At 49.1% G+C, this 16,755-nt stretch carries 18 protein-coding genes; 17 read left to right on the forward strand and 1 reads right to left on the reverse strand.

Annotation, left to right across the window (positions count from 1 at the left end; translation table 11 throughout):
- Window positions 1–205 precede the first annotated feature (205 nt).
- The 17 genes from H9L42_RS01505 (at window position 206) to H9L42_RS01585 (ending at window position 15,470) form a co-directional block, all read left to right on the forward strand.
- The gene (locus H9L42_RS01505; protein WP_187301679.1) at window positions 206–1,504 is read left to right on the forward strand and encodes an ethanolamine utilization protein EutH; all 1,299 of its coding nucleotides are present in this window, start codon (window positions 206–208) and stop codon (window positions 1,502–1,504) included.
- Window positions 1,491–3,914, forward strand: coding sequence for a glycyl radical protein (locus H9L42_RS01510; protein ID WP_187301680.1), 2,424 nt, complete (start codon window positions 1,491–1,493; stop codon window positions 3,912–3,914). The genes H9L42_RS01505 and H9L42_RS01510 overlap by 14 nt, the downstream gene beginning before the upstream one ends.
- A gap of 32 nt (window positions 3,915–3,946) precedes the next feature.
- Window positions 3,947–4,864, forward strand: coding sequence for a glycyl-radical enzyme activating protein (locus tag H9L42_RS01515; protein WP_187301681.1), 918 nt, complete (start codon window positions 3,947–3,949; stop codon window positions 4,862–4,864).
- 441 nt (window positions 4,865–5,305) lie between these two features.
- Entirely contained in the window at window positions 5,306–5,863 is a 558-nt protein-coding gene (locus H9L42_RS01520) for a sigma-70 family RNA polymerase sigma factor (protein WP_187301682.1), read from the forward strand.
- Window positions 5,860–6,624, forward strand: coding sequence for a hypothetical protein (locus H9L42_RS01525; protein WP_187301683.1), 765 nt, complete (start codon window positions 5,860–5,862; stop codon window positions 6,622–6,624). The genes H9L42_RS01520 and H9L42_RS01525 overlap by 4 nt, the downstream gene beginning before the upstream one ends.
- Window positions 6,615–7,502, forward strand: coding sequence for an ABC transporter ATP-binding protein (locus H9L42_RS01530; RefSeq protein ID WP_187301684.1), 888 nt, complete (start codon window positions 6,615–6,617; stop codon window positions 7,500–7,502). The genes H9L42_RS01525 and H9L42_RS01530 overlap by 10 nt, the downstream gene beginning before the upstream one ends.
- Window positions 7,483–8,721: an MraY family glycosyltransferase gene (locus H9L42_RS01535; RefSeq protein ID WP_243235601.1), complete on the forward strand. Its 1,239-nt coding sequence runs from the start codon at window positions 7,483–7,485 to the stop codon at window positions 8,719–8,721. The genes H9L42_RS01530 and H9L42_RS01535 overlap by 20 nt, the downstream gene beginning before the upstream one ends.
- Window positions 8,722–9,393 (forward strand): M15 family metallopeptidase, encoded by a 672-nt coding sequence (locus H9L42_RS01540; RefSeq protein WP_187301685.1) that lies wholly within the window; start codon window positions 8,722–8,724, stop codon window positions 9,391–9,393.
- A gap of 238 nt (window positions 9,394–9,631) precedes the next feature.
- On the forward strand, window positions 9,632–9,946 hold the full coding sequence (locus H9L42_RS01545; protein ID WP_187301686.1) for a PadR family transcriptional regulator: 315 nt from the start codon (window positions 9,632–9,634) through the stop codon (window positions 9,944–9,946).
- Window positions 9,947–9,975: 29 nt separating this feature from the next.
- Window positions 9,976–10,233, forward strand: coding sequence for a DUF2812 domain-containing protein (locus H9L42_RS01550; protein ID WP_187301687.1), 258 nt, complete (start codon window positions 9,976–9,978; stop codon window positions 10,231–10,233).
- A gap of 381 nt (window positions 10,234–10,614) precedes the next feature.
- Complete coding sequence (locus H9L42_RS01555) at window positions 10,615–11,370, forward strand: EFR1 family ferrodoxin (RefSeq protein ID WP_187301688.1); 756 nt, start codon at window positions 10,615–10,617, stop codon at window positions 11,368–11,370.
- A 14-nt stretch (window positions 11,371–11,384) separates the two neighbouring features.
- Window positions 11,385–12,203 (forward strand): aldo/keto reductase, encoded by an 819-nt coding sequence (locus H9L42_RS01560; protein WP_187301689.1) that lies wholly within the window; start codon window positions 11,385–11,387, stop codon window positions 12,201–12,203.
- Between the two features lie 32 nt (window positions 12,204–12,235).
- Window positions 12,236–12,895: a GNAT family N-acetyltransferase gene (locus H9L42_RS01565; RefSeq protein WP_187301690.1), complete on the forward strand. Its 660-nt coding sequence runs from the start codon at window positions 12,236–12,238 to the stop codon at window positions 12,893–12,895.
- Window positions 12,896–13,489, forward strand: coding sequence for a histidine phosphatase family protein (locus H9L42_RS01570; RefSeq protein ID WP_187301691.1), 594 nt, complete (start codon window positions 12,896–12,898; stop codon window positions 13,487–13,489). It begins immediately after the preceding gene.
- Window positions 13,490–13,603: 114 nt separating this feature from the next.
- A complete protein-coding gene (locus H9L42_RS01575; RefSeq protein WP_187301692.1) occupies window positions 13,604–13,975 on the forward strand; it encodes a GntR family transcriptional regulator in 372 nt (123 codons plus the stop codon).
- A 3-nt stretch (window positions 13,976–13,978) separates the two neighbouring features.
- Window positions 13,979–14,842, forward strand: a complete 864-nt coding sequence (locus H9L42_RS01580; RefSeq protein ID WP_243235603.1) for an ABC transporter ATP-binding protein — start codon at window positions 13,979–13,981, stop codon at window positions 14,840–14,842.
- A complete protein-coding gene (locus tag H9L42_RS01585; protein ID WP_187301693.1) occupies window positions 14,826–15,470 on the forward strand; it encodes an ABC-2 transporter permease in 645 nt (214 codons plus the stop codon). The genes H9L42_RS01580 and H9L42_RS01585 overlap by 17 nt, the downstream gene beginning before the upstream one ends.
- Window positions 15,471–15,760: 290 nt before the next feature.
- On the opposite strand, the gene H9L42_RS01590 is transcribed toward H9L42_RS01585, so the two are convergent.
- Window positions 15,761–16,462: an ATP-binding protein gene (locus tag H9L42_RS01590; RefSeq protein WP_187301694.1), complete on the reverse strand. Its 702-nt coding sequence runs from the start codon at window positions 16,460–16,462 to the stop codon at window positions 15,761–15,763.
- Window positions 16,463–16,755 lie beyond the last annotated feature (293 nt).

Below are 16,755 nucleotides of genomic sequence, written 5' to 3' on the forward strand. Positions count from 1 at the left end.
AATTTCTGTCAATAACAGGCCGGACACGGCAAGAAAAATTGCGACTTTTGTTGTAGCTAAGAAAAAACGTTAAATCTTTCGATGTAAATTAATTTAGAATATTGCGACAAAATTAATATTTGGTTTGATTACATACCTCACAGAGAATGTTATTATTTTATTGTACTTGTTAATTCTATTTTTCGAAGAAAAGAGGAGGTTATGCATGGTTTTATTAGGTCAAATTATTATCTGGATTATCATGGCCTGCGCGGTTGTCGGCGTTATCGGCGCGATCCGGGATGAAAAAAGCGGGATTGGCAAAGAATTCATGACCGCCTTTCATCAGCTGGGAATCATCTTTATTCCCTTTGCCGGAATGCTGGCGTCTATGCCGTACATTGAAAAATTCGTTGTATTCGTATTTGGCGGTTTGTTTGAAAAGATCGGCGCGGATATCTCCATTGCCGGAGCCCTGATTATGGCGCCGGATATGGGAGGTTATCAGATTACCGAGTCCCTGGCTTCCAGTCCGGAGACGTGGGTGATCGCTTTATTTGTCAGCTATTGTTCCGGTCCCATTATTTGTTATTCGATTCCAATGGGATTTTCCATTATTGACAAGCGGGATCATAAATTTTTCGGGTTGGGAATTATGGCAGGAATTCTGAGTATCCCCTTTGCCGTTATGGCGATGACACTGCTGGTGAAATTTACAGGAACGCCGGTAAGAGAGACCATTTCCAACACAGCGTCATCCGACTTTAATCTGATCTATTCCTGGGGGCAGATCTGGATCAATATGCTGCCGATCCTGGTATTCTGTCTGATTCTGGCGCTGCTTCTGCGGTTTTTCATCGACCTTATGGTAAAAGCGTTTCTGGTGTTCGGAAGATTTCTTGACATTGCCATCAAGATTGTACTGGTACTTTCGATTATCGAATACTTTACCGGGATTTTCTCAAAGCTTTTTTCCTGGTGGGAATTCGCCCCAATTATCGCGGACGCGGAAGATCAGTTCCGGGCTCTGGAAAACGCCGGATATATCGCTTTGATGCTAGCAGGCGCTTACCCGATGATTTACTTAATTGATAAGTTTTTCGGCAAAGCTCTTCAGAAGCTGGGCGCTAAATGCGGATTTACGGAGCATGGGAGCATCGGGATTTTCGCTACATGCGCCGAGCAGATCGCCATGTTCGGTATTGTAAAGAAGATGATTCCGGAAGACAAAGTAAAAGTGGTAGCTCTTTCCGTATGCGGATCGTGGCTTTTAGGAGCGCATATTTCCATTACTGCTAACTTCCAGCCGTCCCTGCTGGCGATTATTCTGATTGGAAAGATCATAGGCGGAATTATCGCCGTATTCTTTGCTCTGTGGCTGGGAGTACCGATGGCGCGGAAGCTGGAGGCAAAGGATCGGGAAAATGGAGTGATTGGAAAAGAAGAATATTTAGAGGAAGAAGCGGTTCTTGAGGAGAGAAGAAAACGCAGACAAAAAGGAGGTAACAACAATGCTGCAGTTTGAGCGTACAAAAGAACAAATGGGTACATACTCCCTGGACGGGGAAAATCAATTTCCGAGAATTGAGAGGCTGCTGGAGCGCTATTGGGAATGTACACCGGAAGTGGACGTGGAGAGAGCGAAAATCTATACCGAGTCCTACAAAAAGACAGAGGGTGAGGATGTCCTTCTGAGAAGGGCCAAGGCGTTCAAGGAGTATTGCGAGCAAAGAGAAATCCATATTCCGGAGGACCAGTTAATTGTCGGAGATACAGCGAGACATCCGCGGGGAGGTGTCGTGGATCCGATTTTCCACTGCGGATGGCTGAGAGAGGAAGTGGACACCATTTCCACGAGAAAGCAGGACCCGTACCGGATTTCTGAGGAAGATAAAAAAATCCTCAAAGAAGAAATCTTCCCTTATTGGGAGGGAAAATCAGTGAGCGAACACTGGATCAAGCAGATTCCGCCGTACGTTCGGGAACTGGCAGTGAAAACCGGCATCATTGATGTGGAAATCAAGACCCAGAGCGCGGCGGGAGAAACCGCTCCGTACTGGGAGATGCTCTTTGAGAAGGGACTGGGGCAGATCAAACAGGAAGCGCGCGAGGCAATGGAGAATCTGGACGAATCCGATCCGGAGGATTTCGCGAAAAGGATCTTTTTTCAGGCGTCCCTTCTGACGCTGGAAGGCATGAGCGCCTACATGAAGCGTCTGGGAGATCTGGCGTCCGAGCTGGCTGTTTCCGCCGATGGAGAACGAAAAAAGGAATTGGTGGAAATCGCAGATAACTGCTATGCTCTGATGGAGAAAAAACCGGAAACCTTCTGGCAGGGCCTTCAGTTTATTTACTTCATTTTAGTGGGATGCCTGATGGAAGGAAACGGCCCGTCCTATTCGCCGGGAAGAGTGGATCAGTATCTGTATGAGCTGTATGATCAGGATATTGCTTCCGGCAGACTGACGGTGCAGAAAGCTCTGGAACTGATCGAGGCTTTCTATATTAAGACGGCTGAAACGACCTGGTTCCTCAGCGAAAACGCGGTAATGTACTTTGCAGGATACCAGCCGTTCCACAGTCTGATCGTGGGCGGAGTAAGCAAACACGGAAAAGATGTGACCAACGAACTGTCCTATCTGTTCCTGACAGCGAAAATGGATGTCAAGCTTCACGGCCCTTCCGTGTGCGCGCGAGTTCACCAGCAGTCGCCGGAGGATTTCATCCTGCATGTGGCGAAGCTGGCAAGATTGGGAACCGGCTTCCCGGCCATTTACAATGACGAGGTGGCGGTTAAGATGATGCTGCTGTCCGGCGGAACTATGGAAGAGGCGAGAAACTATCAGATGGTGGGATGCGTGGAGCCGTTTATCGGCGGCAAGATGGCAAAATGGTCCGACGGAGGCCACTATAACTTCGCGTCCGCCATGGAATTCGTGCTGACCAACGGCCGGAGCATGATGAATGACAATCGGCTGCTGGGACTTCAGACCGGAAATCCGGAGGAAATGAGCTTTGAGGAAATCAAGCAGGCAGTAAAGGATCAGCTGGAATATATGATTAAAGCCATCAGCATCTGCGCCAATGTCAATGAGAAGGTCTGCGCGGAACTGACGCCGTATCCTTTTGTTTCCACACTCCTGGACGGAACCTACCGGACGGGGAAAGATCTGACCGCGGGCGGTGTGAAATACACCATCGGACCGGCGCTCATCGGAACGGGAATCGCGGATCTGGTCAACTCTCTGTCCGCGATTCGCAAGCATGTGTTTGAGGATGAGACAATTACCATGCACGAATTGATTAAGGCGCTGGAAAGCAACTTCGAAGGGTATGAGGATATGCGCCTGATGCTGCAGAATACCACCCCGATGTACGGCAATGACATTGAAGAGGTGGATGAACTGGCAGGTGAAATGACGGATTTTGCCTACGATGTGATCTCCGGCTGCAAATCCTGGAGAGGGCCGCACTTTATTTCCGGCCTGTATCCGGTATCTTCCCACGTGCCTCATGGACTGGTGGTTGGCGCTCTCCCATACGGAAGACTGGCAGGCAAAGCGCTGGCGGACGGATGCTCGCCAAACGGCGGTACCGATCATGACGGCCCGACGGCTGTGCTGAAATCTGTTTCCAAGGTAAATCACGAAGTCCATACATCGGGAACCCTTCTGAATATGCGCCTCGATCCGGCAAGCGTAGAGGGCGATGTGGGGCTCAAGCGGATTTCTCAGATTATCCGCACCTTTGTGGATCTGAATATTTATCACATTCAGTTTAACGTAGTAAGCAGCGAGGTTTTGCGGTGCGCCCAGGAAAAACCGGAAGATTACAAATCCTTGATTGTGCGGGTAGCGGGCTACAGCGCTTACTTTACGGAGCTTTGCAGGGAAATGCAGGACGATATTATTCACAGGACGATCCATATGGCGTAGTTTGGCGAAGAAGGCAGTTAGGAGCGGGAATCATGGGTTATGAAACGACAGGTATCATCTTTAATACACAAAAATTTTCCATCCACGACGGAGACGGGATGCGGACTTTGATTTTTATGAAGGGATGCCCCCTGCGGTGTCTTTGGTGCAGCAACCCGGAATCTCAGAATCCGCAGGTTGAGATTATGGATGTGAAGTCCAACTGTATCGGATGCGGGAAATGCATGACTTTGTGCGAAAACCACGCGGTGAAAGAAGGTACCTTTGATATTGACCGGGAGGTTTGTACCCGCTGCGGTGTGTGCGCGGAAAAATGCTACGCCAATGCCAAAAAGCTTACCGGAAAGCAGGTGACAGTCCGCGAGATGATGAAGCTGATTGAAAAGGACCGGATTTTCTATACCAATTCCGGCGGCGGCGTGACCATAGGCGGGGGAGAGCCTCTTATGCAGCGCGAATTTGTGGAAACACTTCTTCAGACCTGTCGGAATTCCAATATCCATACAGCCATCGAAACCTGTGGATACGGGGAGTGGGATGAGGTAAAAGGCGTGTTTGAAGCCGCGGATCAGATCTTCTTTGATTTAAAAGCGATGGATTCACAGCTCCATCGGAAGCTGACCGGCGTGGGGAATGAACGGATTCTGCAAAATGCCTCACGTCTCGCGGCATTGGCGAGGACGGATAAGGATCTTATTTTCCGAATTCCCCTGGTGCCGGGCTGCAACGACAGTCTGGAAAATGTGGAGCAAACCGGAAGCTTCGTATCTTCCCTGGAAGGAAATGGTGGACGGATTTCCATTGAAATTCTGCCCTATCATAATCTGGGCGAGAATAAATACCGCTGGCTGAGCCGGGACTATCCTCTTCCCAAACTGGAAAAACCTTCAAAAGAGAAGGTGGAGGAATATAAAGAGCTGCTGAGGAAAAACTGCAGACATGTGATCTGAAGAAAACGGGCAGCAGGATTAAAAAATAGAAACAATCTGCGAAATCTGCGGGTTGTTTCTATTTTTTTCAGGCTTTGCGGAGGCGATATAGGTAAGAAGATGAAAATCAGACCTTTTCGCGGAGAAGAAGGCTCGGGAAGCGTTGAAAAAGTAGTAACAACGTTTGAAAATCATGATTTGTTTCTAAAGGCGAACCGGGATGAGAGAAAAAAGGTGATGGGGTGTCAGCCGGAAATTCTCTTGGGCGAACATTATGGCCGGAACAGCCGGCCTGTTTGCCCACGTCACATTTTGCGCGGCAAGCGAACATAAATTGCAACCCTGCCGCGGAAATTTTTTCATAAATCCATTAAAATCCTATCTTTTTCCGCGCCAGGTTCGTTATACTAAGTGAAATGAGAAACATGTTTGGACATTTCACGCAGGGAAAGGAGGAATTTTGTGGATACGGATTTTTCATTAATCCGGAGAATGAAGAGCGGAGAAGAAGAATCCTTCGATACGTTCGTAAGGAAATATTACCCGGATATTTTAAAATACTGCCATTATCACGGACCGCGAAGCTGCGGGGAAGATTTGACGCAGGAGGTCTTTATCCGCTTTTTCCAGAACCTTTCCGGTTATTCGCACATAGGAAAAGCGAGGAATTATCTTTACACAATCGCGGCCAATCTGTGCAGGGATGCCTATAAAAAGAAAACAGAAATTCCGTCTGAGTTTCCGGCGGAAGGGCAGCGCGCGCCAGAGGCGCGGACGAGTGGGGCGTTGGAAAGCGAGGGAGATCCGGCGGACAGGCTTTCGGAAAAACTGCTGCTTGAGGCGGCTCTGGCAAAGCTTTCGGAGGAGATGCGGGAAGTGATTGTGCTTCATTATTTTCAGGATATGAAGCTGAGAGATATGGCGGCGGTTTTAAAAATCAGCCTGCCGCTGGTCAAATACCGGCTGAGCCGGGCGAAGAAACAACTGGAAGCATTGCTGAGAGAGGAGGAAGAAGCATGAAGATTGAGGACAGACTGAAGGGTTACCGGATCCTTGAGGAACCGACTGCCCGTGAAGAAAAAATCATGGAGACGGTTCGGGCTTCACAAAACGCTTTTTTTGAGCGGGAACAGGAACAGCAGTTGTCCCGCTGGGAATTTTTATGGATTCAGATGAAATTTATCCGCAAAAAATGGTGGGCGCTTCAGGCTCTGCTGCTGGCAGGTTTCTGGTGTGTGCTGCAGTTTAACGCGGGCGCGGAAGACAGTGAAGTTCAGAGACAGATCCTGGGTATCGCGGCGACGCTGTTTACCATCCTGATTATACCGGAATTCTGGAAAAACAGGAGCAGCCGGTCCATGGAAATTGAGGAAGCGTCTTTTTTCTCCCTGCGGCAGGTTTACGCGGCGCGGATGGTGCTCTTCGCCATGGCGGATGTCCTGTTTATCAGCTTATTTCTGGGGGCGGCCTCCATGTCGGCGGAAATTTCCTTTCTGGAAGGGCTGGTTCAGTTCCTGCTTCCGGTCAGCATCACCGCCTGCATCTGTTTTCGGATTTTATGCAGCAAAAGAGCTTTCGGAGAAGGGGCGGCTATGGTGTTCTGCCTGCTGTGGAACGGAGCGTGGAGCGCCATCATTTTGAATCAGATCGTTTACCAGGCGATTCGCGTCCCAGTATGGATGGGGCTGCTTGGCATTTCGATATTTTACCTTTTCCTGTGCGCGCGCAGACTTTTGAGTCGTGAAAACAACGATTGGGAGGAAGAGCCGATATGGAATTAGAATTAAAAGCATTGACCAAAACCTTTGAGTCTTTTACCGCGGTGGATCATGTGTCCTGTACCATGAACAATGGCGTGTATGGACTGCTGGGGGTAAACGGAGCGGGAAAAACAACTTTGATGCGGATGCTCTGCACGCTCATCAAACCGACCAGCGGTGAAATCCTGTGTAATGGAAGCGATATTTTTTCAATGGACGCCCGGTATCGCGGGATGCTGGGGTATCTGCCGCAGGAATTTGGCTATTATCCGGACTTCACGGTAAAGGATTATCTGATGTATATTGCGTCCATTAAGGGGCTGCGGCCGGCGACAGCGAAAAAACGAGTAAAGGCGCTGCTCGCCAGAACCGGTCTGACAAAAGCGGCGGAAAAAAAAATGAAAAAGCTGTCCGGCGGCATGAAGCGGCGGGCGGGGATTGCTCAGGCCCTGCTCAACAACCCGGAGATTTTGATTTTGGACGAGCCGACGGCAGGTCTGGATCCCGGCGAACGGGTGCGCTTTCGCAATTTGATCAGCGAGATCGCCGAAGACCGGTTGGTTTTGCTGTCCACCCATATTGTGTCCGACGTGGAATATATCGCCAAAGAAATTTTACTGATGAAAGAGGGAAAAATCGCGCATGCCGGAACCGCGGAGGAACTGATCGCCGCTATGCCGCAGCGCGTGTGGCTGTGTACAGTGGATAAGAGCCAGGTTCCGGAACTGACGAGAAAGTATATGACTTCCAATATCAAGTCGGGAGGCCAGGGGGCGCAGCTGCGGATTCTGTCGCGGGAAGCGCCGTTTCCGGGCGCCGCGCAGGCGGCGGCTACGCTGGAGGATGTATTTTTGTATTATTTTGAGGAAAAGTCGGGGGATGAATATGACGTACTATGAGTTAAAAAAGGTGTTTGTGAAAACCAGCAGTAAGGCGGCTCTCGGGACGCTGCTGATCCTGCTGATTGTATTCAGTTTTCTTTCCGTAAACAACATGACATATGTGGATGAAAACGGAGAAACGGAGAAGGGCCGGACAGCGGCGGTAAATCTGCGCCAGGAAAAAGAGAGGTGGGAAGGACCGTTGACTGAGGAAACGGTCGCCAGGGTTATTCGTGAGAATTCCCGTATCAATCAGTCGCGGGAAGCGCGCTCCGAAGACGTCCAGGAGCAGAACAAGGCTTATTCCAGGACGCAGGGATATGAGGATATCCGCCTTCTCATTGATTCCGCCTTCGGCGGGTTTGGCGGATTTGATTACTATCGGATCGACTCGCTGAAAGCCGAAGACGCGGAAGAGTTTTATGCAAAGCGGACGGAAAACCTGAAGGCGTGGCTCGCCGATGAAAACGGCGGAGCCGGGCGCTTTACAAAGGAGGAACAGCAGTATCTGCTTCAGCGGTATGAGGCCATGCCGATCCCTTTGTACTACGAAGCCGCGGACGGATGGGACAAACTGTTTGAACGCCTGCCGTCCCTGCTGATGATTCTGGTTCTGATCCTGGGATTCCTGGTGTCCGGTATTTTTCCCTGTGAAAGCCAGTTAAAAGCGGATTCGGTTTTTTACGCGTCTTTTCATGGTAGGCGCAAGGCGGTGCGGGCAAAGCTGGGCGCGGGGTTTCTCCTGGTGACAATGGTTTACTGGGCGGCGGCGCTGATTTATACGGCGGCGGTTCTCGGATTTCTTGGGGCAGGAGGAATGGACTGCCGGATTCAGACCGCCTTTATCAGCTGGGAAAGCTTTTATAACCTGACCTTCGGGCAACTCTATCTTTTGTGTGTGGCAGGCGGGTATCTGGGAAGTCTTTTTACTGCTTTTCTTGCTATGCTGATCGGGGCAAAGACGAAATCAGCGGTTGTCTCTGTGATTGTTCCCTTTATTCTGCTGCTGATTCCCATGTTTCTGACAAATGTGGAACTTCCGGCGCTGGATCAAATCAAGCCGCTGCTTCCCAATCAGCTGGTCCAGATTAATTTTCTGGTGGAGGAGTTTCGCCTGTATTCCATTGGCGATCAGATAACCGGCGCGCCGCAAATCCTGTTCCCCCTGTACCTGGCGCTGACCGCTCTTATTTGCCCGATGTTGTACCGGCTGTTCCGGAAAGCGGAAGTGAAGTAGATGAGGAACAGGCGAAAGAGAGCCGCGGGCGGAAAGCAAAAGGGAAAGCGACTGCTGCTTATGGCTGTCATAATTCTTCTGGCAGCAGGCATGATGGCCTTTAAAGGGGGAATTGCGCGGACCGCGGACGAAAGCCTTGGCTGGAATCTGATGCTGGTAAACAGCCAGTACCGGATACCGGACGATTATTCGATGGATCTGATTCGCCTTTCCAACGGAGAACAGGTGGATTCCCGCATTTATCCGGCTCTGCAGGAAATGTTCGACGACGCGAGAGCGGACGGTTACAATCTGTTTGTACGGGCCGGCTACCGGAATGGAGAGGTTCAGGAAAATCTGATGGAAGATAAGATCGAAACCTACCGACAGGAAGGCTACTCCCAGCGGGAAGCGGAGCATGAGGCGGAAAAGTGGGTAGCGAAGCCCGGGACCAGCGAGCATGAGCTGGGGCTTGCCGTGGACATTAACGCGGAAGGGCAGACAGACGGAAACCGGCTTTACCAATGGCTTGCGGAACATTCCTGGAAATACGGGTTTATTCTCCGATATCCGGCAGAGAAAGAAGAGATTACCGGAATCGACTATGAGCCTTGGCATTTCCGGTATGTGGGGAAGCAGGCGGCGAAGGAGATGTATGAACAGGATCTCTGCCTGGAAGAATATGTGCAGTGAGTTTATCAACAATTGAAAAATTTTAAAGAATGTTTCTAAAAACAATAGGGCTGCGGGGGTGAAAATTGTCTTTTATCCCGCGGCCCTGTTATTTTTGCCAAATTGGGCTCTGGAGCTGTTGGAAACGTAGAAACAATCAGGTAAAAATCCCGTTTGTTGATAAAAGATCTCTTTTGGCTCCTGCCCAGCGGAAATCTTTGTTGACGGATATATCGGAAAACGAAATGAGGAAGGATTTATGGAAAATATCGCGCTGACAGAAGCGGTCTATTACATTTTGTTGTCTCTGGATCAGCCTCTGCACGGATACGGAATTATGCAGAATATTGAACGGATCAGTGGGGGAAGAGTCCGCCTCGCGGCCGGAACGCTGTATGGAGCGCTGAACTCGCTGTTGGAAAGGCAGTGGATCAGGGCGCTTCCCGAAGAAAAGGGCGGCAGGCGCAAGGAGTATCAGATTACGGAATCCGGCAGGGCGGCAGTCCGCAGAGAGATAGAGCGACTGAGGGAGCTTTTGGCAAACGGTGAGTGTATAACGGTATTGTGGAACTAAAATAAAAAGAGGGAAAGGAATATGGAAAAATGGGAAACATAATAAGAAAAAGGAAACTGTTTTGGGTCTGGCAGTGGCAAAAAGAAGAAAACTGGATTAACGCTATGGCCGCAAAGGGTCTGCTTCTGACGGAAGTGGGATTTTGCAGATATGAATTTGAAGAGGGCGAGCCGGGAGCATATCAGTATTGTATGCAGATGCTAAAGGGAGCGGCGTGGGGATTTGCGGCGGCTAATCTTTTTTTCAGAGTCAGAGATCTGAAAAAGGAATCGCTTCTCCGGGAATGAATACGGATGTGGAGCCTGTAGCGCGCGAACAATTTGCCGAAAATTTTATATGGGTGCCGCGGTGTGCTAACAAATAGGTAAAACGTAAAGAAAAAATGCGTTTCAAAGCTTAGATTTCTCGAAAAACCTTCAAAATTCCAAATCTTTGTGATTAATATTCCAATATAATCAATAATGTGGGAAAATTTTTAAGGAAACTGCAATAGAACTTTCTAAAAATTGAAGATGTTCGCGCCCCCCCAGAGAACTGGGGCAGGATTCGCTTATCCGCAGTCGTCAGTCGGTAGCCGGTAGTGCCCGCGCGAGTAGGGACTTGTTTTCTGTGGAAACTGTGATAAACTGAAACTGCTTATAAGGAAATAAAGAGGGAAGGGGATTTTTATGATTTTATATTTTTCAGGAACCGGAAACAGCCGCTACGCGGCAGAATATCTGGCAAAGCTGACCGAAGACGAAACCGTTGATATCGGGAATTTGCTGAAAGCGCACGACAAAGGAGGGAACTTTACCTCAGAGAAACCGTTTGTATTCGTATGCCCGGTGTACAGCTGGCGGATTCCCAGAGTGTTTGAAACCTTTTTAAGCGCCAGTACCTTCCATGGAAGCAGGGACGCCTATTTTGTCATTACCTGCGGAGGAGACATCGGGAACGCGGAAGCGCATCTTCTCAGTTTGTGCAGAAAAAAAGATTTTCATTTGAAAGGAGCGGCAGAGGTCGTAATGCCGGAAAACTACATTGCCATGTTTACCGCGCCGAAAAAAGAGGAGGCAGAGCAGATTCTGGAAGCCGCGGTGCCGGTGCTTTCGGAAACGGCCCGGCGCATTAAAAATCGGGCGCATCTGCCGGAGAAAAAAATTTCTATAATCGATCGTCTCAAAAGCGGAATTGTGAATACCTGTTTTTATACCTTCTGCGTAAAAGCCAAGGGTTTTCGGATTACGGAAAGCTGCACCGGGTGCGGGACATGCCAGAGGCTCTGTCCGCTTGACAATATCAGGATGAAGGAGGGCAGACCGGTATGGGGGAAAAACTGCACCCACTGTATGGCCTGTATCTGCAGGTGCCCGGAAGAAGCGATTGAATATAAGAATGTTTCCTGTGGGAAAGTGCGCTATTACAACGATCGGAAAATTTAGGCAAGAGGTGAAATATGTATGATATCGAATTAAATAATGGAGTAAAGATGCCGGTATTGGGGCTGGGTATTTACAAAATGACGGATGAAGGGGAAATGAAAGATGCTGTTCAGCATGCCCTTGCGGCCGGATACCGCAGCTTCGATACAGCTCAGATGTACGGTAATGAAGGAATGTTGGGAAACGTTCTGGAAAAAACAGATATTTCCCGGGAAAACCTGTTCCTTACCAGCAAAGTGGATACGGGAAATATGGGATATGAAAAAACAAGAGCTTCTTTTACGCGGAGCCTTGAAGACCTGAAAACGGACTATCTCGATCTGTTTCTGGTTCACTGGCCGGGTCAGAAAAAACAGCGGCTGCTTGATACATGGAGCGCAATGGAGGAGCTTTATTTCCAGGGAAAAATACGGGCAATCGGCGTTTGCAACTGCCAGATCCGCCATCTGGAGTGGATTCTGGAAAACAGCCGGGTAACGCCTGCTGTCAATCAGGTTGAACGAAACCCGCTGATGAATGACGAGGAGCTTTTTTTATGGTGCAGAGAGAAAGGAATTCAGATGGAAGCCTGGCGTCCTCTTTTGAAGGGAAACGTGGATCTGCCGGAAATTTCCGAGCTTGCCGGTAAATATGGAAAAACACCGGCGCAGATCCTTCTCCGTTGGGAAATACAGAGCGGGTATATCGTAATTCCAAAATCCGTTCATCAGGAACGAATCTTTGAAAACGCGGATATCTTCGACTTTGAATTGGATGAAGCGGATATGTCACAGCTTTCCTCAATGAATACGGGGAAGCATAGCAGCCACGATCCGGAAAGCTATGATTTTTAGGAAAGGGAAGGCAGAATGGAAAAGAGGCAGAAATGAAGATTCGTAAAGCAGATAGGAACGATATAAAAAAACTGGCCGAAGTTGAGGCGGCTTGTTTTCCGCCGGCGGAGGCCGCGAAGGAAGCGGATTTCCGGCAGCGCTTGTGTGTATTCGGAGAGCATTTTCTTCTGCTGGAGGAAAATGGACGGTTGATCGGTTTTATCAACGGCATGGTGACGGACGAACCGGTCATCCGGGATGAGATGTATGAAAACGCGCGGCTTCATAAGGAGGACGGGCGCTGGCAGACCGTCTTCGGAATCAATACTCTGCCGGAATACAGAAGAAGAGGCTGCGCAGCCCGGCTGATGAAGGCTTTCATTGAAGAGGCGAAAAAGCAGGGAAGAAAGGGATGCGTTCTGACCTGCAAGGAACATCTGATTCCTTATTACGAAAAGTTCGGATACCGGAACTGCGGCGTATCCGAGTCCGTACATGGAGGCGCGGTCTGGTACGACATGCGGCTTACCTTTTCAGAGGAGGAAAAAGGAAGGGTCAAAGTTCACGCGACCTTTGACGGAGCGGAATATGACGGAAGCCTGGTAAAAATGAAAACCCCATGCCATATTCTGGGATTGCGGAAGGATATTCGCGCCGCGATTGGAAAGCAGCCGGGGGATAAGGTGCGTGTAACGGTAAAGGAGCGGGAATAAATGGAGCTTTATATTGTGCGGCATGGAAGAACCGAATGGAACGCCAAGGGGCTGATTCAGGGAATTTCCGATATCCCTTTGTTAGAAGAGGGCAGAGAGATGGCGAGACAGACCGCCCGGGGTTTAAAAACCGTTTCTCTTGACGCGGTTTACGCCAGTCCCCTGTCCAGAGCCTTTGAAACCGCGGAGATCCTGGTGGAAGGAAGAAATCTGGAAATCCGAAAGGACCAGCGGCTCAGGGAAATGGATTTCGGTATCTATGAAGGGGAAGATTATGTGCGGGACTCGGAACTTTTGCGGGGATTTTACGACGCGCCGGATCAGTATCAGGCTCCGGAAGGCGGCGAATCCTTTTATGATGTCGAAAAAAGAACGTCTGATTTTCTGAATGAAATCCGAAAAATCCATGGAGATGGAGAACGGATTCTGATTGTGGCCCACGCGGCGGTTAACCAGGTGCTTTTTCACCTGATGGAAAAAAACGAGCTGAAACATCTCTGGAACGGCGGCAGGCAGCGGAACTGCGCCGTAGCGTCGGCGGTTTCAGAAGGGGAAGGGTTTCGGATTATAGAGCGGAACCGGATTTTTTATTAAGTGCAATTGAGGAAGCGGCAGTTTTGCTGCTTTTCTTTTTTTGATAAACAGTATATAACACTTGACAACTGTTACATGCTGTTATATACTGTTTGTGAACAAAGGAGGAAGAGCATGAAACTGATTATTAACCATTCTTCCCAGCAGCCCATTTACGAACAGATCGCGGAGCAGATTAAGGCGAAGGTCATAAACGGAACTGCCAGGGAAGGGGAGATGCTCCCTTCTGTTCGTTCTCTGTCAAAGGAATTGAAAATCAGCGCTCTGACGGTAAAAAAAGCTTATGACGCGCTGGAGCATGAAGGATTTGTCAATACGGTTCACGGAAAAGGAAGCTTTATTGCGGGGACCAGCCCCCAGCTTTTGATGGAGGAACACCGGAAAGAAGTCGAATCGGACTTGGAAATGGCCATTCTAAAAGGACGAAGATGCGGTATGACGGATCAGGAAATCAGACAGATGTTTGATTTGATTATGGAGGAATGAGAAATGCTGATTGAGCTGAAAAACGTGATAAAGCGATATGGAAGCTTTGCGCTTTCCTGTTCCCTGCGTCTTGAAGAAGGCCGGGTCACCGGACTGATCGGACAGAACGGAGCGGGAAAAACCACAACGTTTAAGACAATTTTAGGGCTGGTAAACCCGGACAGCGGGGAGATTCGCGTGTTCGGAAGATCCCGGAGCCAGTCGGGGGCGGAAGAACGGGAGCATATTGGCGCTGTGCTTTCAGACAGCGGATTCGGAGGACATCTGACCGTAAAACAGGCGGCGTCTATTTTAAAATCCGCATATAAAAGTTTTCGCGAAGAGGAATTTTTTAAGCGCTGCGCGGAATACGGCCTGCCGGCGGATAAAAAGATTCGAGAGTTTTCAACCGGAATGAAGGCAAAACTGAAAGTGCTGTCAGCCCTTTCCCATGATTCCAGGCTGCTGATTTTAGATGAGCCGACGGCAGGGCTGGACGTGGTGGCAAGAGATGAGATTCTGGATATGCTGCGGACCTATATGGAGACGGAGGGAAGAGGAATTTTAATCAGTTCCCATATTTCTGGAGATCTGGAAAATCTGTGCGACGATGTTTACATGATTCATAAGGGAAAACTCATTTTTCATGAAGATACCGATGTGATTCTCAGTGAATACGGACTCCTGAAGATGGAGGAAAGCGCTTACGCGAATCTGGATAAAGACTATATTCTCTGCGCGAGAAAAGAGAATTATGGCTACTGCTGTCTGACAAAAGAAAGACAGTATTATCAGGAAAATTATCCGTCGGTTGTAGTGGAGCGGTGCGGACTGGATCAGGTCCAGATTATGCTGACAGGGGGAATGGGAAATGAAGGCATTATTTAAAAAGGATTTTTACGCGCTGAAGGAATCAAAAATCCTGATTCTGATTATGTTGTTTGTGGTCGTGATTATGGGAATCTGGGGCGGCGGGGAAAGTACCGGATTTATTCTCAGTTATGTGACGGTGCTTTCCGGTGTGCTGGTCCTGAATACCATCAGTTATGATGAAATGGACAATAATTGTGCTTTTCTTCTCACAATGCCATTTTCCAGAAGCGCTTATGCAGCGGAAAAATATCTGTTCGGCATCGTCACCGGAACCGCGGGCTGGATCTTTTCCGTGGTGGTAATTCTGGCAACGTCCGGACCTTTTGAACAGAACGGGGATTTCTGGTGGTCCCTTTGCGCCGCGTCATTGTGTCTTGTTTATCTGCTGCAGGCGGGGATGATTCCCATACAGCTGAAGTTCGGCGGACAGAAGGGAAAAATTGTAATCCTGATCCTGTTTGCGGCTGTGGTGGGGGCGGTGGCCGCGGCGGCAAAGTCTGCCGGTCTGATGGAGCGGATCGAGGCATTCATGGAACACATCAGCCTGGGCGGAATCTGCGCGGCAGGTCTTGCTTTCTCCATTCTCTGTCTGTTGCTTTCCTTCGCATGCAGCGTGGGGATTATGAAGCGAAAAGAGTTTTAAGAACAGGCAGTCCGCGGCGTCGGTTGGGGCATAAAGCGCAACAATGTATAGATTGCGTATACAATCGGTGCACACCGGGGATGGAAAACAAAAAATTACGTAGAAAATGTTTCTTCCAGAGGGGATTTCCCGGGAAAAAATCCGCGAAAACCACTTGAAATCAATCATTTTTCTACGTAATTTTTGTGTTTTACCGTTTCGTGTATACCTTTGCCCTCCGCAGGCCCAGGGGATCGTCCACAGGCCCGCGGAGAGAAAATACGTCTAAAGCTTGCGGCATCTGAAATCAATTAATCCAGAATTCGCCCGTCGGTAGAGATGGTCACCACCTGCCAGGGCAGAAATTTCCCGCTTGCCTGAAGGGCGTTTTTTACCGCCGCTTCGATTCCGCCGCAGCAGGGAACCTCCATACGGGCAACAGTGACGCTTTTTATTTCATTCTGCTTTATAATCTCAGTCAGCTTTTCTGTGTAGTCAATCGGATCCAGCTTCGGACAGCCGATGAGAGTGATCTTGTTTTTCATAAACTGATTGTGAAAATCTCCATAAGCGTAGGCGCAGCAGTCTGCGGCGATCAGCAGATTCGCCTGATCAAAGTACGGCGCGTTAACAGGAGCCAGCTGAATCTGGACCGGCCATTGACTCAACTGTGTCTTCGCGGGCGCGGCGGAAGGTGAGTCTTCCTGGTGCTTTGCAAACTGCCGGACTTGGGAGCCGGGGCAACCGGAAAAGGCCGGAGCCGGATGGGAGTGCTGTTTTTCTTTATTAGCGAGAACCGCGGCCTCATCGTAAGCGGCGGCTTCCCGTTCCACAAAGGTGATGGCGCCTGTCGGGCAGGCGGGGAGACAGTCTCCCAGACCGTCGCAGTAATCATCCCGCAGGAGCTTCGCTTTTCCGTTTACCATGCCGATGGCTCCTTCATGGCAGGCCTGGGCGCACAGACCACAGCCGTTACATTTTTCTTCATTAATTTCAATAATTTTTCTTATCATAATGGTTTCCTCCATGCAATATTCTCACTTGCTATGCTCCTAGTGTAGCGTATTTTGTTCGGTAAGTCCGTTGTATTTGCAACGGATTGAAACTTTTTTTTCACAGAGCCGGTAAAAATCATACTATTTTGAAACAAAAGAAAAAAACTGTGGATAAATTATTTTGAAGAGTGGATACAAATATTGAAATTTCAATATTTGTAAAAATATGTTTATCCACAGATGCAAGGGGATAAAATTGTATACAATTTTAAAAATCCTGGGGATAACCTTTGAATCCCTGAAAAAAAGGG

The organism is Zhenpiania hominis (assembly GCF_014333425.1).
Lineage (GTDB): Bacteria > Bacillota > Clostridia > Peptostreptococcales > Anaerovoracaceae > Hominibacterium > Hominibacterium hominis.